Source organism: Cupriavidus sp. HE11 (genome assembly GCF_056097175.1).
This window is the reverse complement of the sequence record NZ_CP184464.1, coordinates 999,876-1,021,934: the sequence shown is the minus strand read 5'-3', so window position 1 is coordinate 1,021,934 and position 22,059 is coordinate 999,876. Positions and strand designations below refer to the sequence as shown.

Below are 22,059 nucleotides of genomic sequence, written 5' to 3'. Positions count from 1 at the left end.
ACCCTGCTTCCCATTCGCTGCCCAGGCGAGCGGCAGGCGCTTTTTACTTCACGCCCAATGAACTTGCGCTTCCTCGTGGTAGTACCCACTGACTTCGCCAGTCGCGCAAGATGGAATGGTTGCGGCAGAGTTTATGCGAACGCGTCGCAGGCCGCAACCCGGCGGAGGCCCGGCCGGAAGCGCACGCCGCTTGCGCCGTCAAGGGCTTGTGGTCCATGGCTCGCAACTTGCTGTTGCAAAGTCGCATACGGGTTAACCAGTGCGCTCCGTTACAATGCGGCCCATGCCAAATTTCGTGTGGCCGCTGCGCGTGTACTGGGAAGACACGGACGCGGGCGGCGTGGTGTTCTACGCCAACTATCTCAAGTTCTTCGAGCGGGCCCGCACCGAATGGCTGCGCTCGCTCGGCATCGAACAACAGGCCCTTGCCGATACATCTGGCGTGGTCTTCGTCGTACGCAGTACCGCTGTGGAATACAATGCGCCCGCCCGGTTGGATGACCAGCTGGAAATCCGTACGCATATCGAACGGGTCGGGCCTGCATCGGTCCAATTCGCCCAGGAAGCCTGGCGCGGGGACCTGCTGCTGGCCAGCGGCAAGATCCGTGTGGGATGTGTCGATAAAGGCACGTTCCGTCCGGCCCCGATTCCTGCTCCTGTTCTCGCTACTATTAAAAACGCTCGATGAATCCGGTGACCGTCACACAAGACCTGTCGATCATTTCGCTGGTCCTTCACGCCAGCCTGCTGGCACAGGCCGTCATGGCGCTGCTGCTGGTGATGTCCCTGTTCTCGTGGACCTATATCTTCCGCAAGCATCTGGCGCTGCGCTCGGCGCGCACCCAGACGGAAGGCTTCGAGCGGGATTTCTGGGCCGGCGGCGACCTGCAGGCCCTCTATAACAGTGCCGTGAACAACCGCCACAACACGGGCGCGCTGGAACGGATCTTCGAATCGGGCATGGGCGAGTTCCTGAAGGCCCGCGAGCGCAGCAACGACGCCGGCGCACTGCTGGACGCCGCCCGCCGTGCCATGCGCGCCGCGTACCAGCGCGAGATGGATGTGCTGGAATCGCACCTGCCGTTCCTGGCGTCGGTGGGTTCGGTCAGCCCTTACATCGGCCTGTTCGGCACTGTGTGGGGGATCATGAACGCGTTCCGCGGCCTGTCAAATGTGCAGCAAGCGACTCTTGCATCGGTCGCCCCCGGCATTGCCGAAGCGCTGGTCGCCACCGCGATCGGCCTGTTTGCCGCCATTCCGGCCGTGATTGCCTACAACCGCTACGCCACGGAGATTGATCGCCTGGCCATCCGGTTTGAAAGCTTCATGGAAGAATTTCTGAACATCCTGCAACGCCAGACGCGTTAAACAGACAGGGGAGCATCAGCCATGGCAGCCATCCAGCGCCGCGGCGGTTCGCGCCGCCGGGCCAGCGCCGAGATCAACGTCGTGCCGTATATCGACGTCATGCTCGTGCTGCTCGTCATCTTCATGGTCGCGGCACCTATCGTGAGCCCGGCGGTGGTGGACCTGCCGTCGGTGGCCAACGCCACGCCGCAGCAGCAAACGCCGCCAATCATCGTCACCGTGCATGAGGACGGCCAGCTGACCGCGCGCGGCAAGGACAGTTCGGGCGGAACGTTCGAGCGCAAGCTCGACAAGCGCGGTCTGACCGATTTCGTGCGTCAGCGCCAGAACGAGAATCCGGACCAGCCGGTGGTGATTGCTGCCGCCAAGACTGTCAAGTATGAAGCCGTGCTGGACGTTATGTCAGAGCTCAAGGCCGATGGCGTGAAGCGCGTCGGCCTGATGGTCAAGTCCAAGTAAGCGATATCGCGTCTCAAAGTGGCCAGCCTCTCGTCACGTCATCCGCAGCATGGGCCTTCGCGCGCGAAGGCCGCCGCCTATCCGTATCAGCCGGTCAAGGAACGCGGCACGATGCGGTCGTTCCTGCTCGCGCTGCTGATGCACCTGTTGCTTGGCATCGTGCTGTACTACGGCGTGCATTGGCAGAGCAGCACGCCCGTGGGTGCCGAGGCCGAGCTTTGGGAAGAGGTTCCCGACGTCACGCCCCCGCCGCCGCCGCGCCCGGTGGAGCAGCCGGTGCCGACACCGCCGCTGCCGGCCGTGCGCAGCAAGGTCGAGGAAGCGGCCGACATTGCGCTGGAGCAGAAGAAGCGCAAGCAGGCCGAGGAAGCTGCCGCACGCGAGGAAGCCGCGCGCCGCGAACGCGAGCGCAAGGACCAGGAGCAGAAGGAAGCCCAGCGCAAGGAAGAGCAGCGCCAGCAGCAGCTCGATGCGCAGCGCAAGGAAGACGCAAAGAAGAAGGCTGACAAGGACAAGGCTGACAAGGCCGCCCAGGAAAAGGCCGCCGAGGTCGCTCGGGAAAAGGAAAAGGCCGAACAGCAGCGCAAGGAAGCCGAGGCAAAGGCCAAGGCCGATGCGGACAAGCAGGCCAAGGCCAAGACGGATGCCGAGAAGCAGGCGAAGGCCAAGGCGGATGCCGATGCCAAGGCCAAGCATGAAGCCGCGGCCAATGCGCAGCGCAAGAGCGAACTGGCGCGCCTGCAGGCGCTGGCCGGCGGCGGCAGCGCGTCGTCGAGCGGTGGCGGCATCGGCAGTGCCGCGGGTTCTGGTGCCGGTTCGGGCGGCAAGGCGTCGCCGGGCTATTCGGACCGCGTGCGCCGCAAGGTGAAGCCGAACATCATCTTCAACGGCACCGTGGACGGCAACCCGTCGGCCGTGGTGGCAGTCCGCCTGGCCCCGGACGGCTCGATCCTGTCCAAGCGGCTGGCCAAGTCCAGTGGCGACGCCGACTGGGATAATGCCGTGATGCGCGCCGTGGAGCGTTCGGACCCGCTGCCAACCGATGAGGGTGGCAAGGCCCCGTCGTTTGAATTCACCATCACGTTCCGCCCGAAGGATTGACCGGCTAAGGGTCGAGAGCGCCATGATTTGCAACATAATGCAACCTTCATCGTTGGCCGCCAGTCCCATCGCTACCATGAACGGTTGCCTGACGCGGCCGGCAGTGTGCAAGACGTACACGCACGGAGCATGCGCCAAGCTGCATGCCGTTCCCGTGCCTGACTTGCTGTGCCCGCCGTACCGATGAATCCCAAAATCGACTGAGGAGCAGCATGCGAAAGCTTTGGGTCCCTAACTGGCTGTCCCGGCGCCAGACCACCAAGATCACCCGCGACCAGGGCCGCCACGCGCTGATGGCCTGGCTGGCGGTGGCGCTGATGTCGGCCGGCGCGGTGCACGCGCAACTGAACGTGGAAATCACCGGCGTGGGTTCGAACCAGTTCCCGGTGGCAACCGCCAATTTCCAGGGTGAAGGCCAGGGCGCGCAGAACCTGACCGCCGTCATCCGTTCCGACCTGACCAACAGCGGCCGATTCCGCAATATCGATCCGGCCGGTGCCACCGTCGCCGAATCGGCCCAGGTGGACCTGGGCAGCTGGAAGGCCAAGGGCGCCGACGCCTTCGTGGCCGGCAGCGTGACCCCCTCCGGCAATGGCCAGTACGAGGTGCGTTTCCGCCTCTACGACACGGTCAAGGGCCAGAGCCTGGGTGGCCTGGCGTTCAACGTCAGCCAAAGCCAGCTGCGCGTGACCGCGCACAAGATCGCCGACTACATCTACGAGAAGCTGCTGGGCGAGCGCGGCGTATTTGCCACGCGCCTGTCGTACGTGTCGAAGGTGGGCAGCCGCTACCAGCTGCTGATTTCGGATTCGGACGGCCAGAACGCCCAGGTGGCGCTGTCCAGCAGCGAGCCGATCATCTCGCCGTCGTGGTCGCCCGATGGCCGCCGCGTGGCCTATGTCTCGTTCGAGGCCAAGAAGCCGGTGGTGTACGTGCACGACCTGGCAACGGGCAAGCGCACGCTGGTATCGAACCAGAAGGGCAACAACAGCGCGCCGTCGTGGTCGCCTGACGGCCAGCGCCTGGCCGTGGCGCTCTCGCGCGATGGCAACACCCAGGTCTACCTGGTCAACGCCGACGGCTCAGGCCTGCGCCGCATCTCGCGCAGCAGTGCGATCGACACCGAGCCGCAGTTCTCGCCGGACGGCCGCAGCATCTATTTCACCAGCGATCGTGGCGGTGCGCCGCAGATCTACCGTATGCCGGCCTCTGGCGAGGAATCCGGCGCAGCACAACGCGTGACCTTCAAGGGCAACTACAACGTCAGTCCGCGCATTTCGCCGGACGGCAAGTACCTGGCCTACATCTCGCGTTCGGGCGGCTTCCGCCTGCAGCTGCAGGACCTGTCCAACGGTGACGTGACTTCTCTTACGGATACGTCCAACGACGAAGCCCCGAGCTTCGCCGCCAATGGCAAATACATCCTGTATGCCACCCGCGTGGGCGGCCGCTCGGTACTGGCGGCAGTCTCCACGGACGGCCGAACGAAACAGGTTCTGTCACTCCAGTCCGGCGAGGTTCGCGAGCCGTCCTGGGGTCCTTTCATGCAGTAGAAAAAGAGGAGTCTCTCGCCATGTCCCAAATGATGACCAAATCGCTTGCCCTGGCTGCTCTGCTGGCCCTGGGCGCCTGCTCTTCCGGCGTGAAGCTGGACGACGCATCGAAGTCGGGTGCCAACCAGGGCGGTGCCCAGACCGATCCGCGCGCCGTGGCGCCGGTGGTTGCCGCCGACCCGCTGAACGACCCGAACAGCCCGCTGGCCAAGCGTAGCGTGTACTTCGACTTCGACAGCTACTCGGTCAAGTCGGAATACCAGGGCACGCTGCAAACGCACGCGCAGTACCTGAGCGCCAACAAGGGCCGCAAGATCCTGATCCAGGGCAACACCGACGAACGCGGTACCAGCGAGTACAACCTGGCCCTGGGCCAGAAGCGTGCCGAGGCCGTGCGTCGCTCGATGTCGTCGCTGGGCGTGCCCGAGTCGCAGATGGAAGCTGTGAGCCTGGGCAAGGAAAAGCCGAAGGCTACCGGCCACGACGAAGCCTCGTGGGCTGAAAACCGTCGCGCCGACATCGTCTACTGATCCACGGAATAATCCTTCATGAAAGCTCGCGTTTCCACCCTGCTGTGGCTGGCCGCCTTCTCCGGTGGCCTGCTCGCAGCCAGTTCCGCGCACGCCGGCGTCTTTGACGACGACGAGGCGCGCAAGGCGGTGCTGCAACTGCGGGACCAGTTCAACGGTTTCCAGGCAACGGCATCGCAGCGTATTGACCAGAACAGCCGCCAGCAGCTCGACATGCAGAACCAGCTGGAAGGTCTGCGTCAGGAAGTCGCCCGGCTGCGCGGTCAGAACGAGGTGTTGCAAAACACGGTGGACACGCTGCAGAAACAGCAGAAGGATTATTACGCGGACCTGGATGCGCGCCTGAAGAAATTCGAGCCGCAACAGGTGACCGTCGATGGGAAGGAAGGGCTTGCACAGCCGACCGAAAAGCCCGAGTACGACGCCGCGCTGAAGCAGTTCCAGTCGGGCGATTTCAAGGGCGCGGGCAACGCTTTCTCGGCGTTTGCGAAGAAGTATCCGCAAAGCCCGTATCTGCCGCTGGCGCAGTTCTGGCTCGGCAACTCGCTCTACGCGCAGCGTGACTACAAGGGTTCGACTTTCGTTCTGCAGAACATGGTGCAACAGTTCCCGGCGCATGCGAAGGTGCCGGACGCCATGATCGCCATTGCCAACAACCAGATGGAATCGGGCCAGAAGGCAGCGGCCAAGAAGACACTGGAGACGGTGGTGTCGAAATATCCGGGCACAGAAGGCGCCCAGGCCGCCAGCAACCGGCTGAAGACGCTGAAGTGACCGGCTGAAGTACGAAAGCCAGGAGAGAGCCCGCAGATTGCGGGTTTTTTCTTTTTCGGGGCGGCGCAACGGCGGCATCGCGGCTGTCGGGCCGGGTCATTGGCGCCATCACCCCTGGCTGATCCTCTCCGGGGCGCCGGCGCGTTAAAATACGCGATTCGCCCATCGCGGCGTGTCCGACAGCGCGCTTGTTCCGCGCGCACCCCATCATGACCAAACGTGCAATCGTCCTGCTTTCCGGCGGCCTGGACTCCGCCACCGTGCTCGCCATGGCCAATGCGGCCGGCTTCGAAACCTATGCGTTGTCGATGCGTTACGGCCAACGCCATTCGTCCGAGCTGGATGCCGCGAAGAAGGTGGCCGCCGCGCTTGGCGCCAAACGCCACGAGATCATCGACCTGGACCTGCGCCGCTTTGGCGGCTCGGCCCTGACCGACGATGCGCTCGATGTGCCCGTCGACGGTGCCACCGGCGGTATTCCGGTAACCTACGTGCCGGCTCGCAATACGATCATGCTGTCGCTGGCACTCGGCTGGGCCGAAGCCATCGGTGGCCGCGATCTGTTTTTCGGCGCCAATGCGGTGGACTACTCCGGCTACCCCGATTGCCGTCCCGAGTACGTCTCGGCGTATGAAACGCTGGCAAACCTGGCAACCAAGGCCGGTGTCGAGGGCGACCGCTTCCGAGTGCATGCCCCGATCATCGACATGACCAAGGCCGAGATCATCCGCGCCGGCGTGAAGCTGGGCGTGGACTACGGCCTGACCGTGTCATGCTACAAGGCTGACGACGATGGCCGCGCCTGCGGGGTTTGCGATTCGTGCCGCATTCGCAAGGCCGGCTTCGAGCAGGCCGGCGTTGCCGATCCCACGCGTTACCAGCCGGCTGCCTGAGCGGCTGAACAAGGCTGGTCATGACGAGAGGCGCCGCGAACGAGCGCCTCCGTTCACAGAAAATCAGAAATCTACGAGCCACCCCCGGTCCCGACATGCCCGATATCGATATCCCCGCGCTTACGCACACCGTCCTGCTGAGCACCTTCGTCCTGACTTTCCTGTTTGGTGCCGTGTTGCAGCGCACGCACTTCTGCACGATGGGCGCCATCTCGGACATCGTCAACATCGGCGACTGGAGCCGCATGCGCATGTGGGTGATGGCGATTGGCGTGGCGATGATCGGCACTGGCGTGCTGGCGTGGGCAGGGCTGATCGATCCGACCAAGACCATCTATACGTCGGCCAGGCTCGGCTGGCTGTCGGCGGCAGTGGGCGGGCTGATGTTCGGCTTCGGCATGGTGCTGGCGTCGGGCTGCGGCAGCAAGACGCTGGTGCGTATCGGCGCGGGCAACCTGAAGTCGCTGGTGGTGTTCGTGTTTCTCGGCCTGTCGGCATACATGACGCTGCGCGGCCTGTTCGGCGTGGTGCGCGTGAATACGGTGGATACGGTGGCCGTGGCGCTGCCGGCGACGCAGGATCTGCCGTCGCTGGTGGCGCAGGCTACCGGCATGGCGCGCGGCATGCTGCAACTGGTGCTGGGCGTGGCGATTGGCGCGGTGCTGGTGCTCTGGGCGCTGGTCGGCAATGGTTTCCGCACCTTCGACAACCTGCTGGGTGGCCTGGCCGTCGGTCTGATCATCGTGGGCATGTGGTACGTATCGGGCCATCTTGGCTTTGTGTCGGAAGACCCGAATACTCTGGAAGAGTTGTTTGTCGGTACCAACAGCGGCCGCATGGAAAGCCTGAGCTTCGTGGCGCCGTACGCATACACGCTGGACTGGCTGATGATGTTCAGCGACAAGAGCAAGGTGCTGACGATCGGCATCGTCAGCGTGTTCGGCGTGATCGCGGGTGCGGCGGCCTATGCGCTGGTGTCGCGCACGTTCCGCTGGGAAGGCTTCGGCAATGCCGAGGACGTGGCCAATCATATGGTCGGCGGCATCCTGATGGGCGCCGGCGGCGTGACCGCGCTGGGCTGCACGATCGGACAGGGGCTGTCGGGCGTGTCGACGCTGGCCGTCGGTTCGTTCATCGTATTCGCCACCATCATCGTCGGCGCGATCCTGGCATTCAAGTACCAGATGTGGCGTCTGGAGCGTATGGTCTGAGTGGGGCATGACGTGCCCGAAGCTTGACACGCCATAGGGTGCTCCCTATAATCGCGGATTCAGTTTTTTCGGGTCGTTAGCTCAGTCGGTAGAGCAGCGGACTTTTAATCCGTTGGTCGCGTGTTCGAGTCACGCACGACCCACCAGCATTCCCAGAAGGGCCTGTGGCGAAAGTCACAGGCCCTTTTGTTTTGTCTGCGCGTTTTATGCGTTTCCGCTTGCTCGGTCTCCGGTCCATGCGCAAGCGCACGTAACAGATCAGGCAACGTGCGGCGCCGCTGCATAGAATGAATTTCCCGCTTCCCGAAAGGCCGATGCGCAGACACCATGCAGCGGATTGCAGGCCACCTGGCATTCTTCGTCGTCCTGGCATTGTGGGTTGCCGAAGTGACATGGGCTTCCGATATCTCGTGCCCGCACGCCTATCGGCCGCGCTGTGATGTTTCCGCCCCTGCTACTACGTCTTGCGCGGAGCCCATGCGGCAACACGCGCATGGTTCGCAGTTGATCTGCGAATACGCGTTGCTGCACGAAACCTACGAGGGCATCTACGCGGACCAGCAGCGCAGGCGGTATGCCGGCACGCTGCGCAAGAGTGATCTGGACGCGTGGCGCAAGCGGCGCGACGCGTGTACGACGGTGCGATGCCTCGATCAGCTGTTCGCGGACTGGCGCCGGGCACCACAGGGAACCGCCACGCGTGAGGCGACCACGCAGAAGCCGCCGGCGATGGCTGACAACCGGACGGCAAGGCGAACGCTGCCCGCTGCGCCGACTGCCACGCGCACCATGCCGGCCAGGGATGCCGGGATATCGGCGGTTAGCGCGGCGGACGATTCGAATCCTCCCGCGCCCGTCTTCGAGTCCGTGCCCGTGTCGTTGCGCGATTCGCTGCAGCCTCTGCCACCGGTATCGCCACGCGTGCCGGGCAGGGTGACCAATGTCCCGACGCCGTTCGCATGGCTGGGGTGGCTGTCGTGGTTCGTGGTCGTGCTGGCGGCCGGCGGCGCATTCTATTGGCTGGTCGTGCGCAAGCAGGCCACGCGCTATCTGGACGCGGCCTTCACGTCGGCTTCCGCCGGATTATCCTGGCTCAAGACGCTGCCGACGCTGGCCTTCATCCTTACCGGACTCGCGCTCCTGAACGGGGTTTTGCTCGTTGTTCTGCTAGGCGGTTGGCCGATGCATATTCCCGGCGTCAATTAACCAGTCTGAGGTAGAGACACCCATTAACGCGTCATTGACAATGCAACCAGACATGGCTGGCCGTCCAAGGCCCGCCATGGTGCATTCATCGACAGGGCCGGGCCCATGGCCTGGCGCGGGAAGTCTCATATGCAGCAAGCTGGTGGCGGCGGTAGCCTGCCGGCCAATGAGCACGTACTGCGTGTCGTCTGGCCGTTTGTCCCGGTGGTTCTGGCGTTGGCGTTGGTCTGCATCGCCAGTGTTGATATGCTGTCTGCGGCACGCAGCTTTGTTGCCGGTGAGAGTCACTGGACCAAGGGCCAGAAAGCGGCGGTCCTGCATCTGCTGCGCTACGCCGACAGCCGCGATGAAGCGGACTACGACGCCTACCTGGCCAGCATCGCCGTGCCGCAAGGCGACCATCAGGCGCGCCTCGAACTCGAAAAGCCCGACTACGATCACGCCCGCGCGGTGCAGGGGCTGCTGACCGGCGGCAATCATCCCGACGATGTGCCCGGCATGATCCGGTTGTTCCGCTATTTCCGTCATGTGCCGGAGATCGACGAGGCCATCTCGATCTGGGCCGCCGCCGATGTGGAGATCGCAAGGCTCGACGTCATGGCGCGGCGCCTGCGCGAGCGCGTGGGCGAGCACGGCTGCGACGCGGCCTGCGTCACGCCGCTGCAGCGCGATATCGCCGATGTCGATGCCTTGCTGACGCCGATGGAAGAAGCCTTTTCCGCCGCGCTGGGCAAGGCTTCGCGGCGCGTGCGTGCGTTGCTGATGTGGGGATCGGCCGGGCTGGCGCTGGCACTGCTGGGCTGCGCGGCGTGGATGTCCACCCGGGTCATCAGCCGGCAGCGCCAGCTTCGGCTCGCCCTGACGGTCAGCGAGGAACGTCTGCAACTGGCCGTGGCCGGCAGCACCGATGGCCTGTGGGACTGGCATCCCCATCGTGGCGAACTGTATTTCTCGCCCCGCTGTGCCGAGATGCTGGGCTATGGCCCGCACGAACTGCCGCAGGCGCGCGAAACGCTGCTGGCCTTGATGCATCCTGCCGACGTGGCCGAGTTCGACCGGCGCCTGGTGGTGCATGTGCGCCAGGGCGTGCCGTACGACGTGGAACTGCGCCTGCGCCGCAAGGGCGGCGGCTATCTCTGGGTCAGGGCCAGGGGGCGCATGGTGCGCAGCGCCATCGGCAAGGCCACGCGCATGGCGGGGTCGTTGAGCGATATTTCCGACCGCAAGCGTTCCGAGGCGCAGCTGTTTGCCGAAAAGGAGCGCGCGCAGGTCACGCTGCAGGCCATTGGCGACGCGGTGATCACCACCGATGTCTGGGGGCGCATCCAGTCGCTGAACCCTGTGGCCGAAACCATGCCGGCTGGACCGATGCCGAGGCTGCTGGCTGTTTCCTGCAACAGGTCTGCCGGCTGCATGACGAAGCCGCGCGCGAGCCGGTGGCCGACCTGGTGCCGCGCGCACTGGCGGGTACCTGGCCCGGCCAGATGGTGATGCTGCTGGAGCGTCGCGAGCCCGCCGCGCAAGGCGCGACGCTGGCGGTCAAGCCGTCGGTGGCGCTGATTCGTGACAAGGGCGGCCAGGCCATCGGCATCGTCGTCGTCCTGCACGATGTCAGCCTGGAGCGGGCTCACGCCGCACAACTGGCCTACGAGGCCAGCCACGACCCGCTGACCGGCCTGGTCAACCGGCTGGAATTCGAGCGGCGGCTGGGGGCGGCCGTGGCGCGCGCCCAGCACGAAGGCTGCACGCACACGCTGATGTATCTGGATCTCGATCAGTTCAAGGCCGTCAACGACACCTGCGGGCACGCGGCTGGCGACGAACTGATCTGCCAGATCGCCGATGTCATGCGCCACCAGCTACGGCGCAGCGACACGCTGGCCCGGGTAGGGGGCGATGAATTCGCGGTATTGCTGGAGTATTGCGCCGCCACCGACGGCGAGCGCGTGGCCGAAGGGCTGCGCAGCGCCATCGCGGCCTATCGGTACCGCTGCCACGAACATGAATTCTCGATCGGGGTCAGTATCGGCCTGGTGCGGGTCGACGAACACACGGTCAAGCGCGAGGATGCGCTCGATGCGGCCGACCTGGCCTGCTATCGGGCCAAGCGCGAGGGCCGCAATCGCGTGCAGATCGGCTGATAGGGGGCGATCAGGGTTGGGAGACCGGGGGCGCGGCTGGAGGCACCGCTGCGGGCGGCGACGGCACCAGCGGGTCGCGGAACCCGGTGTCGACCGGCACTGCCGCCGCCCGGGCAGCCGAAGCCGCGTGGGCACCAGCCTGCGGCTGCGCGCCGTTCCAGGTCTTGTAGGCCCAGTACCCGGCGCCGGCCAGCATGCCCACCTTCGACACCTTCCAGGCCACGCGGCCGATGGGGGTCTTGCGCAGCAGCGGCAGGGCCAGCGTGATGGCCGTGCTCAGCATCGGATAGTCGCGCGTGATGCCTAACAGCTTGAGCCAGCCCGACGGACGGGTCACGCGCGGCAGCCACGCGCCCAGGTTGGTCATGCGACGGGCGCCGCCCTTGACCTGGCGCAGCGCCTGGACGGCGTCATAGCGCTCCAGCGCGGCACGCGTGACCAGCAATTCCTTGCGCACCGCCAGCGGCAGGCGAACTTCGCGCGTAAAGCGGACCGGACGCGGGTGCTCGTGGCGCTGGCGGCTGTCGATCGAATCGTCTTCGGGCGTGGTCATTGGCGCAGCATCTCCCGGTCTTTATCGAGCTCGGCCAGCGTGGATTCAAACAGCGGCGGGGCGTTGCGGACCTTGTTGCGGGCCACCAGCAGGCAGGCTGCGGCGCAGATCAGGTAGAACAGCACGATCGCGCCCAGGGCCTGCCAGCGATAGGTTTCCCAGAACAGGATGGCGACCAGCAGCGTGAAAGTCATCAGCGCCATGCTGAAGAACACCAGCCCGAACAGGGCCAGCAGCGCAACCTTCATCAGCCGCTCGCGTTCCTCGGCCAGTTCCACGCTGGCCAGTTCCAGGCGCGTCTGCAGCATCGACACCACGGAACCGGCGAGGTTGCGAAGGGATTCGAGGAACTTGGGGGAATGGGATTCGCTCATGCGGCTCCGGCGATAAAACGATGCGCCGGCATGGGCGGCATCTGCGAGGGATGGACTGGCAGCGGCGTGATGGGGCCGCGCCAGTCCGTCTTCAGGACTGCATGCACCCGGCGCAGATGCGCAGCCGGGGCTGGTAATGCGAATTGCTACGGTACTGCGGTTCGGCTTACTTGCGGTTCAGCAGCAGACCGATCAGCAGGCCCACGCCGGCTGCCACGCCCACGGCGCGCCACGGGTGGTCATGCACATAGTCGTCGGTGGCGCGGGCGGCCGCCTTGCTCTTGGTCACGACGGCATCCTGCAGGTCCTGGGCCTTTTCCTTGGCCTGCTTCAGCAGGCCCATGCCACGCTCGCGCAGTTCGGCGGCTTTTTCGCCGGTGGTCGAGGCCGCTTGCTTAAGCAGTTCTTCGGCGTCGGACAGAACGGTCTTGACATCGCTCATCAGTTTCTCCTGTTGCGGGCGGTTAGGTTCAAGTGGGTGACATTTTGCCTTGCCCGCTCGGGCTTGTGGCATTTCTTGTCGTCCACTTAGCATATGTGGCGGCTGCCCATCGTTTCAAGCTCGCCGACACATTGCCGTATCGCTGTCACCAACGTGCCATCGGCCCCGGGCAGGGCTGCCACAAGGGAACCATGGCCCGATCACCCCGGTCTTTATGACTTCGAGTGATTTTGTAGTGACTTTATATTCGTTTGGGTTGGATGGCAATCCAACTAAGCTGGTTCACCAGTTTTTACCTTTCCTTACTTTCGTTTATTTTCCGTTTCTCTGGAGACTTCACTCATGGCACTGCGTCTTGGCGATATCGCACCGGACTTCGAGCAAGAATCGAGCGAGGGTCGCATCCGCTTTCATGACTGGCTCGGCGAAGGCTGGGGCGTCCTGTTCTCGCACCCGGCCGACTACACCCCGGTCTGCACCACGGAACTGGGCCTGACCGCCAAGCTCAAGGAAGAGTTTGCCCGGCGCAACGTGAAGGCCATCGCCCTGTCGGTGGACAGCGTGGAGTCGCACAAAGGCTGGATTCAGGATATCAACGATACCCAGTCGACCTCGGTCAATTTCCCGATCCTGGCCGACAGCGACCGCAAGGTGTCGGAGCTTTACGACATGATCCATCCGAATGCGAATGAGACGCTGACCGTGCGTTCGCTGTTCGTGATCGACCCGAAGAAGAAGGTGCGGCTGATCATTACCTATCCTGCAAGCACGGGTAGAAATTTCAACGAAATCCTGCGCGTCATCGATTCGCTGCAGCTGACCGATCACCACAGCGTGGCCACGCCGGGCAACTGGCAGGACGGCGATGACGTGGTCATCGTGCCGTCGTTGAAGGACGAAGAGGTGATCCGCCAGAAATTCCCGAAGGGCTACAAGGCGGTGCGTCCGTACCTGCGTCTGACGCCGCAACCGAACAAGTAAGAAAAAGCCGGGCTCGGGGTTGGCCCCCGGCCCGGCTCAGTACTGCTTTACCGATGTCGTAAAACGACGGGGTCGTGCCCGTCGTCTCCTTGGTAGTGTGCTTCTGCCCGGCTTTCCAGCCGGGCTTTTTTACGTACGGACGATCGGAGGGATCGACCCGTCGATCAGAAGAATGCCTGCAGGCCGGTCTGGGCGCGGCCCAGGATCAGCGCGTGGATGTCGTGCGTGCCTTCGTAGGTGTTCACCACTTCCAGGTTCACCACGTGGCGGATCACGCCGAATTCGTCCGAAATGCCGTTGCCGCCCAGCATGTCGCGTGCCACGCGGGCGATGTCCAGCGACTTGCCGCACGAGTTGCGCTTCATGATCGAGGTGATTTCCACCGCGGCGGTGCCTTCGTCCTTCATGCGGCCCAGGCGCAGGCAGCCTTGCAGGCCCAGCGTGATCTCGGTCTGCATGTCGGCCAGCTTCTTCTGCACCAGCTGCGTCTGCGCCAGCGGGCGGCCGAACTGCTTGCGGTCCAGCGTGTACTGGCGGGCGGTGTGCCAGCAGAACTCGGCGGCGCCCAGGGCGCCCCAGGCGATGCCGTAGCGGGCCGAATTCAGGCAGGTGAACGGACCCTTGAGGCCCTTCACGCCCGGCATGATGTTCTCTTCGGGCACGAAGACCTGGTCCAGCACGATTTCACCGGTGATCGACGTGCGCAGGCCCACCTTGCCGTGGATGGCCGGGGCGCTCAGGCCCTTCCAGCCCTTTTCCAGGATGAAGCCGCGGATATCTTCCTTGCCGTCTTCGCCGGCCAGCTTGGCCCACACCACGAAGACGTCGGCGATCGGCGAGTTCGTGATCCACATCTTGGCGCCGCTCAGCTCGTAGCCGCCGTCCACCTTTTTGGCGCGGGTGACCATCGAACCCGGGTCCGAGCCGTGGTTCGGCTCGGTCAGGCCGAAGCAGCCGATCCATTCGCCGGTAGCCAGCTTGGGCAGGTACTTCTGCTTCTGGGCTTCGCTGCCGAATTCGTAGATGGGCACCATGACCAGCGACGACTGCACGCTCATCATCGAGCGATAGCCCGAATCCACCCGTTCCACTTCGCGCGCGATCAGGCCGTAGCTGACGTAGTTCAGGCCCGGGCCGCCGTATTGTTCCGGGATGGTCGGACCCAGCAGGCCCAGTTCGCCCATCTCGCGGAAGATCTCCACGTCGGTCTTCTCGTTGCGGAACGACTGCAGCACGCGCGGCATGAGCTTGTCCTGGCAATAGGCCGCGGAGGCGTCACGGATCATGCGCTCGTCGTCGGTCAGTTGCTGGTCCAGCAGCAGCGGGTCGGCCCAGTGGAATTCGGCGTTTGCAGCCATGGAGGTCTCCTTCTTTGGTGGCGCGGTGAAGGCAGTGCCGCCTTCATTCGATCCGGTCGATCAAAAAGATGTGGTTCCGCATTGCGGAACCTTGTTCCGATGAGCTAGTATAGCTGAACCGATTCGCGCTGCAACAGGGGAAATCCGCGCCCTGGCGATTAGCGTTCGGCAATCGACCAACTTCCACAGGAGCTGTCTCTTGGCTACATCCACTGCCGCCGCCGCCGAGCCGGTCCAGAAGGAACGCGAGAGCGACCCTAATTTTGTGACTGCGCTGGCGCGCGGGCTGGAACTGCTGCGGTGTTTCCGCACCGGCGAGGCGATGCTGGGCAATCAGGATTTCGTGCGCCGCACGGGGTTCCCAAAGGCCACAGTAAGCCGTCTGGCCGGCACCCTGGTGCAGTTGGGATACCTGCGCTACGACGACAGCCTGGGCAAGTACGCGCTCGATGCCGGCGTGCTGGCGCTAGGATTCTCCTACCTGGCGGCGTCCGATGTGGTGACGCTGGCACGCCCGCACATGCTGGCTTTCGCGCAGTCATATGGCGTGTCGGTGTCGCTGGGCAAGCGCGAGCGCATGGAAGTCATCTACATGGAATCGATCCGGAACGATGCCGGCGTGATGCTGGGCCTGGGCGTGGGATCGCGCCTGTCGCTGGTGTCCAGTTCGATGGGGCGGGCGTACCTGGCCGCCCTGCCGCCGGCGCGCCGCGACAAGGTGCTGGCCGAGTTCGCGCAGGCGTATCCGGAGCAGTGGAAGCAGCAGGAAGTGCCGATGCGCGCCGCGCTGGCGCAGGCCGAGCGCGATGGTTATGCCGCGTCGTTCCGCGACTGGCATCCGGCCATCCACGCCTGCGCGGTGGCATTCAAGCCGGTGGGGGACAAGGATCTGCACATGCTGAGCTGCAGTGCGTCGTATGGCGCCGTCAGCGAGGAGACGTTCCACGAAAAGCTGGCGCCCGCGCTGCAGACGCTGGGAGCAAGGCTGTCGGATCCGGCCGGGCGGTAGTGCTCGGGCCGCCCTCTCCCGCGAGGGCGGGAGAGGGCGGAAACCATTGGCGGATTACAGGTCCGTCCGCAGCTTCCACAATTCCGGGAACAGCACCACATCGAGCATCCGGCGCAGGTAGCTGACGCCTTCGGTGCCGCCGGTGCCGCGCTTGAACCCGATCACGCGCTCCACCGTGGTCACGTGGCGGAAACGCCATTGGCGGAAGGCATCCTCGAGGTCGACGAACTTCTCGCCCAGCTCGTAGAGTTCCCAATGCGCCGCCGGGTTGCGATACACCTCCAGCCAGGTCGCCTCCACCGACGCGTTGTACTGGGTCGGCTGGGTCCAGTCGCGTTCCACCACTTCGGCGTCGATCTGGAACCCGCGCCGCGCCATCAGCCGGATCGCCTCGTCGTACATCGACGGTGTATGCAGCGCCGCTTCCACCAGTTCCAGATGTTCGGCCCGGTGCGCGTGCGGCCGCAGCATGGCCGCGTTCTTGTTGCCGAGGATGAACTCGATTTCGCGATACTGGTACGACTGGAATCCCGACGACGCGCCCAGGTAAGGGCGCATGGCCGAATATTCGGGCGGCGTCATGGTGGCCAGCACGTTCCACGCCTGCACCAGCTGATCCATGATGCGCGACACGCGCGCCAGCATCTTGAACGCCGGACGCAGCTGGTCGTTCTTCACGCCGTCGCGCGCGGCGCGCAGTTCGTGCAGCATCAGCTTCATCCACAGCTCGGTGGTCTGGTGCTGGACGATGAACAGCATCTCGTTGTGGTCCGGCGACAGCGGGTGCTGTGCGCTCAGGATCTGGTCCAGGCCCAGATAGTCGCCATAGCTCATGTCGCGGGCGAAATCCATCTGCGCGCCATGCCAGCCATCCTCGCCGGTGGCGTCGGCCGGCTGGCTGCCGTGCCCCATCGGGCATCCCTTGAAGTCAGTCATGATGCGCTCCGCTCAGGTCACCGCCGTCCGCACCGCAAAGCGGGCGTCGCGATAGGCGCCGCTGTCCAGCACGTCGCGCATGATTTCCACGGCGTCCCAGACTTCGGTAAAGGTCGTGTAGAGCGGCGTGAAGCCGAAGCGGGCAATGCCGGGCTCGCGGTAGTCGCCAATCACGCCACGCTCGATCAGCGCGGCCACCAGCGCATAGCCGTCGGGGTGCGCAAAGCTCACCTGACTGCCGCGCCGGGCATGCGCGCGCGGGGTGACCAGCGTCAGCGGATGCTTGGCGCATCGTGATTCGACGAGTTCGATAAACATGTCGGTCAGCTTGAGCGACTTCGCGCGCAGCGCGCTCATGCTGGTCTGCGCGAAGATATCCAGGCCGCATTCGACCATGGCGAGCGACGTGACCGGCTGCGTGCCGCACAGGAAGCGCCCGATGCCCTTGGCGGGCGCGTACTGCGGCGACATCGCGAACGGTGCGCCATGGCCCCACCAGCCCGACAGCGGTTGCCAGAACTGGTCGCGCAGCGCGGGTGCCACCCAGACAAAGGCGGGCGAGCCAGGGCCGCCGTTCAGGTACTTGTACGTGCAGCCGATGGCGTAGTCAGCCCGGGCCGCCGTCAGGTCCACCGGCACGGCGCCGGCCGAGTGCGCCAGATCCCAGACGGTCAGCACGCCGCGCGCGTGGGCGAGTTCGGTCAGGCCGGCCATGTCGAGCATCTCGCCGGTCTTGTAGTTGACATGCGTCAGCATCAGCACGGCCGTGTCGGCGCCCACGGCGGCGTCGATCTCGTCAGGGCTGTTCACCAGGCGGACTTCGTAGCCTTGCTGCAGCAGATCGGCCAGGCCCTGGGCGATATAGAGATCGGTCGGGAAGTTGCTGGCCTCGGACACGATCACGCGGCGCGACGGATCGCGCTGCTGTTGCACGCGCAGCGCGGCGGCCAGCACCTTGAACAGGTTGATCGACGTGGTGTCGGTGACCACTACCTCGTCGTGGCCCGCGCCAATCAGCGGCGCCAGGCGGTTGCCCAGCCGGCCCGGCAGGTCGAACCATCCCGCGCTATTCCAGCTGCGGATCAGGCCTTCGCCCCATTCGCTGCTGACGACCTCGGCGGCACGCGCCGCGGCTGCGCGCGGGCGGGCGCCCAGCGAGTTGCCATCGAGATAGATCACGTCGGCGGGCAGGGCAAATTGTTCGCGCAGCGCGCGGAGCGGTTCGTCCCGGTCCAGCGCCTGGCAGCGTTCGCGAGTCAGGTTGGTCATGCTTTCAGTGTTCAGAGTGTTCGGAAGGATTCAAAGTGCGCGCAGCACCGCACGGACCGGGCTCGCGTCGAGCGTGGCCAGGCGCAGCGGCAGCGCGATGAGTTCGTAGTCGCCGGCCGGCACGTCGTCGAGCACGATGCCTTCGAGAATTGCCAGCCGGTGATCGCGCACCGCGTGGTGGGCGTCCATCGTCTTCGAGGTTTCGGGGTCCAGCGACGGCGTGTCGATGCCGATCAGCTTCACGCCATGGCGGGCCAGCAATGCAATGGTTTCCGGGGCGACGGCGCAGAACGCCGAGTCCCACGCGCCCTGCGGCACGCTTTCATAGGTGCGCAGCAGCACGCGCTGCGGCACGCCGGCCAGCGCTGCCTCGACGTGATGCGGCTCCACGCGCGGCGCGGCGCCGATGCAGTGGATCACGCGGCAGGGGCCCAGATAGGCGTCCAGCGGCACGTCGCCAATCGGCGCGCCGTCGGCGGCGTAATGCAGCGGCGCGTCGGCATGGGCGCCGGTGTGCGGCGACATCGTGATGCGGCCAACATTGACCGGGCAGTGTTCGTCCAGTTGCCAGGCGGGCTCGTGCCGGAACGGTGTGTCGCCGGGCCAGACCGGCGTGGCGTTCGATACAGGCGGGCTGATATCCCAGATCCGGCGTGGGGCAGTGGGGGCGTTTGGCATGTTGACTAGGGTCTCCGTAGCGCGTTTCTGAAGACGCGGTGCGTGTGGGGATCATAGTCAAAAGCGCCGAGAAGAGGCTTGCGAAATGGCCCGTCCGCTGGGCCATCTTTCGCATAAAATTGTGCAAGACAAAGAGAAAACCGTGGTTTCTGCGAAATGACCCTTGATCCGATTGATTTACGCATACTGACCGCCCTGCAGGAGAACGGCCGCATCAGCAATCAGGACCTGGCCGACCGGGTGGCGTTATCGCCATCCGCGTGCTTGCGGCGGGTGCGGCTGCTGGAAGAAAACGGCGTGATAGGCGGCTACAAGGCGTGGTTCGACGCCGAGCAGCTGGGGCTGGAGATCGAGGCCATCGTGCAGGTGTCGATGCGGCACGACGTGGAAGGCTGGCACGACACGTTCAATGCCGTGGTACAGACCTGGCCCGAGGTGCTGACCGCCTATGTGATCACCGGTGACAGCAACTACATCCTGCGGGTGCAGGCGCGCAACCTGAAGCACTACTCCGATTTCATCGTGAATCGGCTATATCGCACGCCCGGGGTGATGGATATCCGCTCGAATATCGTGCTGCAGCGGATCAAGACGGACGGATCGCCATTGGCGATCCTGAAGGACAAGGACGGGAAGCCGTGACCTAGCGCTCGCGCGGGTCGACCTGGTCGAGTGAATCCAGCGGACACAGTGTGGAAAACTGCGCGCCCTGGAACACCAGCGGCTCGCCGCCGGCGTCAAGAATGCCGCAGCGTTCCACTTCGCCGACGAAAATCACGTGGTCGCCTTCGTCATAGCGGCTGCGGTTGTGGCATTCGAACCAGGCCAGGGCGTTGGCAAGGATTGGCAGGCCGGTCTCCGACAACCGGTAATCCACGCCGGCAAAGCGGTCGCCCTTGAGCGTGGCAAAACGCTGGCAGAGGTCCAGCTGTGATGCAGCCAGCACGTTGATGATGTAGTGCGAGCCATCGCGGAACATCGGCAGGCTGTTGGCGCGCGTGGCCATGCTCCACAGCACCAGCGGCGGATCGAGCGACACCGAATTGAACGAGCTGGCGGTAATGCCGACGAACGGCGCGCCGTTGGCGTGCTGGTGACCGGCGGCACGCGTGGTGATCACCGTTACACCTGTGGCGAACTGCGACAGCGCGCGCTTGAAATGACGGCTGTCAAAATCGGGGGCGGCGGCCTTGCGCTCCTGGGTGGCGGGGGCGGCGGCCTCGGGCATGCCCATCTCTCGGGCTCCACACAAATCCATGATCTTCATATCGGGATGGCCGGCGCGCATTCAACACACCAAACCTAATCCTGGGGGGCGGCTATTTCGGTGGCCTGGCGCACACACGACGCAGCAGCTGCCGGACGCGCGCTGCCGGGCGCTTGCAGGCGCCAATACAGGTGCGATTGTAGCGGACTCCGGACATTTCACCCGAAGTGACCCCTGCGCAATATCAAATGGTCTTTATGCCATCCCGATTGCACTTGTTTCATTTTTAACGGCAGTTCGTTGCGTCATTGCTTATGCTGGAAAATCGATGCCCGCTTGAGCCGGCACGGTATCGGATACCCTTGAACGCGGGAAGGGAGCGAGCAGATGGATCACGAGCTTGAGATTGCCACGCTCGGTGGCGGGTGTTTCTGGTGTCTGGAGGCGGTGTTCCAGCAGGTGGACGGCGTGCGTGCCGTGGAGTCGGGCTACACCGGCGGCTATATCCACAATCCAACCTATCGCCAGGTGTGCGAGGGCGACACGGGCCACGCCGAGGTGGTGCGCGTGACCTTCGACCCGGCGACGATCACATTCCGGGAAATCCTGGAGATCTATTTCTCGATCCATGACCCGACGCAGCTCAATCGTCAGGGCAACGATGTGGGCCCGCAATATCGCTCGGTCATCTTCACGCATTCGGAGGCCCAGCGCGCCGTGGCGGAATATGTGATTGGCGAACTGGTGGCGAACAAGGTGTACGACGCGCCGATCGTGACGCAGCTCGAACCGGAGCAGCCGTATTGGCGCGCCGAGATGAGCCACCAGAACTACTACCAGGAACATCCGGCGCAAGGCTACTGCGCGTTTGTGATCACCCCCAAGCTGGCGCAGTTCCGGCGCGATTTCTCGCACCGCATGCGGCGCTAGGCGAGCCTGGCCAGGCCTGCCGCGCCGTCCAGGCGGTCGGCAATCGCCGCGGCCAGCCGGGCGATGCTCAGCGGCGCGCAGCCTTCGGCATTGTTGCTGACGATGACGTAGGCCGGCTGGCCGCTGCGCAGCGTGTTCGCCACCACATCGGCGATGGCGTCGCGCGTCGCGTCGTCGGGGTCCGCGAGCTTGTCGAACGGCATGTAGGCTTTCTCGGCCATCGCATAGGAGCGGCCCTCGCGCAGCATCCAGCGCAGCACCAGCGGGCCGGGCGCGCCATCGTCCATCAGCGCCTGCGCATGGGCCTGGCGCGATACCGGCGGCAGTCGGTCGCGCGCGGCCAGGCAGAAGCGCACGCCGCGCTCGCGCAGCAGGCGGATGTAGCGCGGCGTCAGCAGCGCAGGATCGCGCATTTCCACGGCATAGCAGGCGTGCGGCGTCAGGCTGGGGTCCAGTGGCGGCAGGGCGGCCAGGAAGGCATCGAGCCGCGTGAAGAAGGCCGGACCGTCGTCAGCCACGCTTTGCAGCGGTGACAGCTGGAACAGCAGTGGGCCGCAACGCTGGCCCAGGCCGCCAGTGGCCGGCACGATGAAATCGCGGATCGCGATCTCGGCGTTCAGGAATGCCGCGTTGGGCAGGCGTCCGGCGCCATCGGGGCCGCGCAGCCAGGCATCGCATACGCTGGCCGGGGCCTTGACCAGGAAGCGGAAACCCTCGGGCACCTGCGCCGCGTAGCCCAGGTAGTCGGCCAGCGGAATCGGGCCATAGAAACCGCGGTCGATACCCGCCGCGCGCAGCAGCGGATGCTGGCCGCAGGCGCGCAGGCCCTTGCGGGACAGCAGGCTTTCCGTGTACTCGCCGTCGTAGACCATGCCGTGCCAGCCCGGATACGACCACGACGAGGTGCCGAAATACAGGTTGGGGGGCAGCCGGCCGGCGAGCGCGGTCAACGCGGCATCGGGCGTCCAGGGCTGGACGACCTTGCCAACGGGCTTCTTCTTTTCGGGATTTCCGGCCGCGGCGGGCCGGGGCGGGGCGTCCGGCGATGCCGGGGCTTCGCCGAACAGGTCGAGGTTGTCAGTCAAA

At 65.0% G+C, this 22,059-nt stretch carries 25 protein-coding genes, 1 tRNA gene and 1 riboswitch; of the genes, 17 read left to right on the top strand and 9 right to left on the bottom strand.

The genetic code is table 11. From position 1 onward, the window contains the following. Positions 1-12: 12 nt before the first annotated feature. A riboswitch (ZMP/ZTP riboswitch) is annotated at positions 13-115 on the bottom strand. A 168-nt stretch (positions 116-283) separates the two neighbouring features. The 13 genes from ybgC to ACOABP_RS04725 all read left to right on the top strand — a co-directional run bounded on the left by ybgC (position 284) and on the right by ACOABP_RS04725 (position 11,236). Beyond that, positions 284-688: a tol-pal system-associated acyl-CoA thioesterase gene (gene ybgC / locus ACOABP_RS04785; protein ID WP_066731870.1), complete on the top strand. Its 405-nt coding sequence runs from the start codon at positions 284-286 to the stop codon at positions 686-688. Beyond that, the gene (gene tolQ, locus ACOABP_RS04780; RefSeq protein WP_066731701.1) at positions 685-1,368 is read left to right on the top strand and encodes a protein TolQ; all 684 of its coding nucleotides are present in this window, start codon (positions 685-687) and stop codon (positions 1,366-1,368) included. Before ybgC ends, tolQ begins: the two co-directional genes overlap by 4 nt. A 21-nt stretch (positions 1,369-1,389) precedes the next feature. Further along, positions 1,390-1,827, top strand: a complete 438-nt coding sequence (gene tolR / locus ACOABP_RS04775; protein WP_066731700.1) for a protein TolR — start codon at positions 1,390-1,392, stop codon at positions 1,825-1,827. A gap of 18 nt (positions 1,828-1,845) precedes the next feature. Then, positions 1,846-2,928 carry a cell envelope integrity protein TolA gene (gene tolA, locus ACOABP_RS04770; RefSeq protein WP_474227184.1) on the top strand — a complete coding sequence of 361 codons (1,083 nt, stop codon included), beginning with the start codon at positions 1,846-1,848 and terminating at the stop codon, positions 2,926-2,928. Between the two features lie 212 nt (positions 2,929-3,140). Next, on the top strand, positions 3,141-4,481 hold the full coding sequence (tolB, locus tag ACOABP_RS04765; protein ID WP_474227183.1) for a Tol-Pal system beta propeller repeat protein TolB: 1,341 nt from the start codon (positions 3,141-3,143) through the stop codon (positions 4,479-4,481). A gap of 20 nt (positions 4,482-4,501) precedes the next feature. Next, positions 4,502-5,011, top strand: coding sequence for a peptidoglycan-associated lipoprotein Pal (pal, locus tag ACOABP_RS04760; RefSeq protein WP_197497450.1), 510 nt, complete (start codon positions 4,502-4,504; stop codon positions 5,009-5,011). An 18-nt stretch (positions 5,012-5,029) separates the two neighbouring features. Further along, positions 5,030-5,785 (top strand): tol-pal system protein YbgF, encoded by a 756-nt coding sequence (gene ybgF / locus ACOABP_RS04755; RefSeq protein ID WP_066731694.1) that lies wholly within the window; start codon positions 5,030-5,032, stop codon positions 5,783-5,785. 209 nt (positions 5,786-5,994) lie between these two features. Then, positions 5,995-6,678 (top strand): 7-cyano-7-deazaguanine synthase QueC, encoded by a 684-nt coding sequence (queC, locus tag ACOABP_RS04750; RefSeq protein ID WP_474227182.1) that lies wholly within the window; start codon positions 5,995-5,997, stop codon positions 6,676-6,678. A gap of 95 nt (positions 6,679-6,773) precedes the next feature. Further along, complete coding sequence (locus tag ACOABP_RS04745; protein WP_474227181.1) at positions 6,774-7,889, top strand: YeeE/YedE family protein; 1,116 nt, start codon at positions 6,774-6,776, stop codon at positions 7,887-7,889. 70 nt (positions 7,890-7,959) lie between these two features. Beyond that, positions 7,960-8,035: transfer RNA gene (locus ACOABP_RS04740), tRNA-Lys, on the top strand. A 376-nt stretch (positions 8,036-8,411) separates the two neighbouring features. Then, positions 8,412-9,095, top strand: coding sequence for a hypothetical protein (locus ACOABP_RS04735; protein WP_474227180.1), 684 nt, complete (start codon positions 8,412-8,414; stop codon positions 9,093-9,095). A gap of 129 nt (positions 9,096-9,224) precedes the next feature. Continuing rightward, positions 9,225-10,586, top strand: coding sequence for a PAS domain-containing protein (locus ACOABP_RS04730; RefSeq protein ID WP_474227179.1), 1,362 nt, complete (start codon positions 9,225-9,227; stop codon positions 10,584-10,586). Next, positions 10,532-11,236, top strand: a complete 705-nt coding sequence (locus tag ACOABP_RS04725) for a GGDEF domain-containing protein (RefSeq protein ID WP_474227178.1) — start codon at positions 10,532-10,534, stop codon at positions 11,234-11,236. The genes ACOABP_RS04730 and ACOABP_RS04725 overlap by 55 nt, the downstream gene beginning before the upstream one ends. A gap of 10 nt (positions 11,237-11,246) precedes the next feature. On the opposite strand, the gene ACOABP_RS04720 is transcribed toward ACOABP_RS04725, so the two are convergent. From ACOABP_RS04720 to ACOABP_RS04710, 3 genes are all read right to left on the bottom strand, one after another. After that, positions 11,247-11,789 (bottom strand): DUF3318 domain-containing protein, encoded by a 543-nt coding sequence (locus ACOABP_RS04720; protein ID WP_474227177.1) that lies wholly within the window; start codon positions 11,787-11,789, stop codon positions 11,247-11,249. Further along, positions 11,786-12,163 (bottom strand): phage holin family protein, encoded by a 378-nt coding sequence (locus tag ACOABP_RS04715; protein WP_474227176.1) that lies wholly within the window; start codon positions 12,161-12,163, stop codon positions 11,786-11,788. The genes ACOABP_RS04720 and ACOABP_RS04715 overlap by 4 nt, the downstream gene beginning before the upstream one ends. 166 nt (positions 12,164-12,329) lie before the next feature. After that, a complete protein-coding gene (locus ACOABP_RS04710) occupies positions 12,330-12,677 on the bottom strand; it encodes an ElaB/YgaM/YqjD family protein (protein WP_307188098.1) in 348 nt (115 codons plus the stop codon). Positions 12,678-12,947: 270 nt separating this feature from the next. On the opposite strand from ACOABP_RS04710, the gene ACOABP_RS04705 reads away from it, so the two are divergent. After that, complete coding sequence (locus ACOABP_RS04705; RefSeq protein ID WP_092594488.1) at positions 12,948-13,586, top strand: peroxiredoxin; 639 nt, start codon at positions 12,948-12,950, stop codon at positions 13,584-13,586. A 164-nt stretch (positions 13,587-13,750) separates the two neighbouring features. On the opposite strand, the gene ACOABP_RS04700 is transcribed toward ACOABP_RS04705, so the two are convergent. Continuing rightward, positions 13,751-14,944: an acyl-CoA dehydrogenase gene (locus tag ACOABP_RS04700; RefSeq protein WP_153945601.1), complete on the bottom strand. Its 1,194-nt coding sequence runs from the start codon at positions 14,942-14,944 to the stop codon at positions 13,751-13,753. 199 nt (positions 14,945-15,143) lie between these two features. On the opposite strand from ACOABP_RS04700, the gene ACOABP_RS04695 reads away from it, so the two are divergent. Beyond that, the gene (locus ACOABP_RS04695) at positions 15,144-15,953 is read left to right on the top strand and encodes an IclR family transcriptional regulator (protein WP_474227175.1); all 810 of its coding nucleotides are present in this window, start codon (positions 15,144-15,146) and stop codon (positions 15,951-15,953) included. Between the two features lie 54 nt (positions 15,954-16,007). On the opposite strand, the gene kynA is transcribed toward ACOABP_RS04695, so the two are convergent. From kynA to kynB, 3 genes are read right to left on the bottom strand one after another with little or no spacing between them, the layout of a single operon-like run. Then, entirely contained in the window at positions 16,008-16,889 is an 882-nt protein-coding gene (gene kynA, locus ACOABP_RS04690) for a tryptophan 2,3-dioxygenase (RefSeq protein WP_474227174.1), read from the bottom strand. Between the two features lie 12 nt (positions 16,890-16,901). Further along, the gene (gene kynU, locus ACOABP_RS04685; protein ID WP_474227173.1) at positions 16,902-18,158 is read right to left on the bottom strand and encodes a kynureninase; all 1,257 of its coding nucleotides are present in this window, start codon (positions 18,156-18,158) and stop codon (positions 16,902-16,904) included. 30 nt (positions 18,159-18,188) lie between these two features. Further along, positions 18,189-18,836 (bottom strand): arylformamidase, encoded by a 648-nt coding sequence (gene kynB / locus ACOABP_RS04680; protein WP_474227172.1) that lies wholly within the window; start codon positions 18,834-18,836, stop codon positions 18,189-18,191. A 156-nt stretch (positions 18,837-18,992) separates the two neighbouring features. Between kynB and ACOABP_RS04675 the strand changes: the two genes are divergently transcribed. Beyond that, entirely contained in the window at positions 18,993-19,478 is a 486-nt protein-coding gene (locus tag ACOABP_RS04675) for an Lrp/AsnC family transcriptional regulator (protein ID WP_474227171.1), read from the top strand. A gap of 1 nt (position 19,479) precedes the next feature. Here ACOABP_RS04675 and ACOABP_RS04670 read toward each other — a convergent pair whose 3' ends face one another. Beyond that, positions 19,480-20,070 carry a flavin reductase family protein gene (locus tag ACOABP_RS04670; RefSeq protein ID WP_474227170.1) on the bottom strand — a complete coding sequence of 197 codons (591 nt, stop codon included), beginning with the start codon at positions 20,068-20,070 and terminating at the stop codon, positions 19,480-19,482. Between the two features lie 360 nt (positions 20,071-20,430). Here ACOABP_RS04670 and msrA point away from each other — a divergent pair, with 360 nt between their 5' ends. Further along, positions 20,431-20,973: a peptide-methionine (S)-S-oxide reductase MsrA gene (msrA, locus tag ACOABP_RS04665; protein ID WP_474227169.1), complete on the top strand. Its 543-nt coding sequence runs from the start codon at positions 20,431-20,433 to the stop codon at positions 20,971-20,973. Here msrA and ACOABP_RS04660 read toward each other — a convergent pair. Continuing rightward, entirely contained in the window at positions 20,970-22,058 is a 1,089-nt protein-coding gene (locus ACOABP_RS04660; RefSeq protein WP_474227168.1) for a DUF72 domain-containing protein, read from the bottom strand. The genes msrA and ACOABP_RS04660 overlap by 4 nt on opposite strands. Position 22,059 lies beyond the last annotated feature (1 nt).

Excerpts from the sequence above, each read along its gene's own strand:
- ACOABP_RS04720 (WP_474227177.1), bottom strand. The coding sequence starts at position 11,789 with ATGACCACGCCCGAAGACGATTCGATCGACAGCCGCCAGCGCCACGAG.
- ACOABP_RS04700 (WP_153945601.1), bottom strand. The coding sequence starts at position 14,944 with ATGGCTGCAAACGCCGAATTCCACTGGGCCGACCCGCTGCTGCTGGAC.
- ACOABP_RS04715 (WP_474227176.1), bottom strand. The coding sequence starts at position 12,163 with ATGAGCGAATCCCATTCCCCCAAGTTCCTCGAATCCCTTCGCAACCTC.
- pal (WP_197497450.1), top strand. The coding sequence starts at position 4,502 with ATGTCCCAAATGATGACCAAATCGCTTGCCCTGGCTGCTCTGCTGGCC.
- ACOABP_RS04745 (WP_474227181.1), top strand. The coding sequence starts at position 6,774 with ATGCCCGATATCGATATCCCCGCGCTTACGCACACCGTCCTGCTGAGC.
- kynU (WP_474227173.1), bottom strand. The coding sequence starts at position 18,158 with ATGACCAACCTGACTCGCGAACGCTGCCAGGCGCTGGACCGGGACGAA.
- ACOABP_RS04705 (WP_092594488.1), top strand. The coding sequence starts at position 12,948 with ATGGCACTGCGTCTTGGCGATATCGCACCGGACTTCGAGCAAGAATCG.
- msrA (WP_474227169.1), top strand. The coding sequence starts at position 20,431 with ATGGATCACGAGCTTGAGATTGCCACGCTCGGTGGCGGGTGTTTCTGG.
- ACOABP_RS04670 (WP_474227170.1), bottom strand. The coding sequence starts at position 20,070 with ATGGGCATGCCCGAGGCCGCCGCCCCCGCCACCCAGGAGCGCAAGGCC.
- ACOABP_RS04710 (WP_307188098.1), bottom strand. The coding sequence starts at position 12,677 with ATGCCACAAGCCCGAGCGGGCAAGGCAAAATGTCACCCACTTGAACCT.
- tolB (WP_474227183.1), top strand. The coding sequence starts at position 3,141 with ATGCGAAAGCTTTGGGTCCCTAACTGGCTGTCCCGGCGCCAGACCACC.
- kynA (WP_474227174.1), bottom strand. The coding sequence starts at position 16,889 with ATGACTGACTTCAAGGGATGCCCGATGGGGCACGGCAGCCAGCCGGCC.
- ybgC (WP_066731870.1), top strand. The coding sequence starts at position 284 with ATGCCAAATTTCGTGTGGCCGCTGCGCGTGTACTGGGAAGACACGGAC.
- tolR (WP_066731700.1), top strand. The coding sequence starts at position 1,390 with ATGGCAGCCATCCAGCGCCGCGGCGGTTCGCGCCGCCGGGCCAGCGCC.
- tolQ (WP_066731701.1), top strand. The coding sequence starts at position 685 with ATGAATCCGGTGACCGTCACACAAGACCTGTCGATCATTTCGCTGGTC.
- ACOABP_RS04675 (WP_474227171.1), top strand. The coding sequence starts at position 18,993 with ATGACCCTTGATCCGATTGATTTACGCATACTGACCGCCCTGCAGGAG.
- kynB (WP_474227172.1), bottom strand. The coding sequence starts at position 18,836 with ATGCCAAACGCCCCCACTGCCCCACGCCGGATCTGGGATATCAGCCCG.
- ybgF (WP_066731694.1), top strand. The coding sequence starts at position 5,030 with ATGAAAGCTCGCGTTTCCACCCTGCTGTGGCTGGCCGCCTTCTCCGGT.
- ACOABP_RS04730 (WP_474227179.1), top strand. The coding sequence starts at position 9,225 with ATGCAGCAAGCTGGTGGCGGCGGTAGCCTGCCGGCCAATGAGCACGTA.
- queC (WP_474227182.1), top strand. The coding sequence starts at position 5,995 with ATGACCAAACGTGCAATCGTCCTGCTTTCCGGCGGCCTGGACTCCGCC.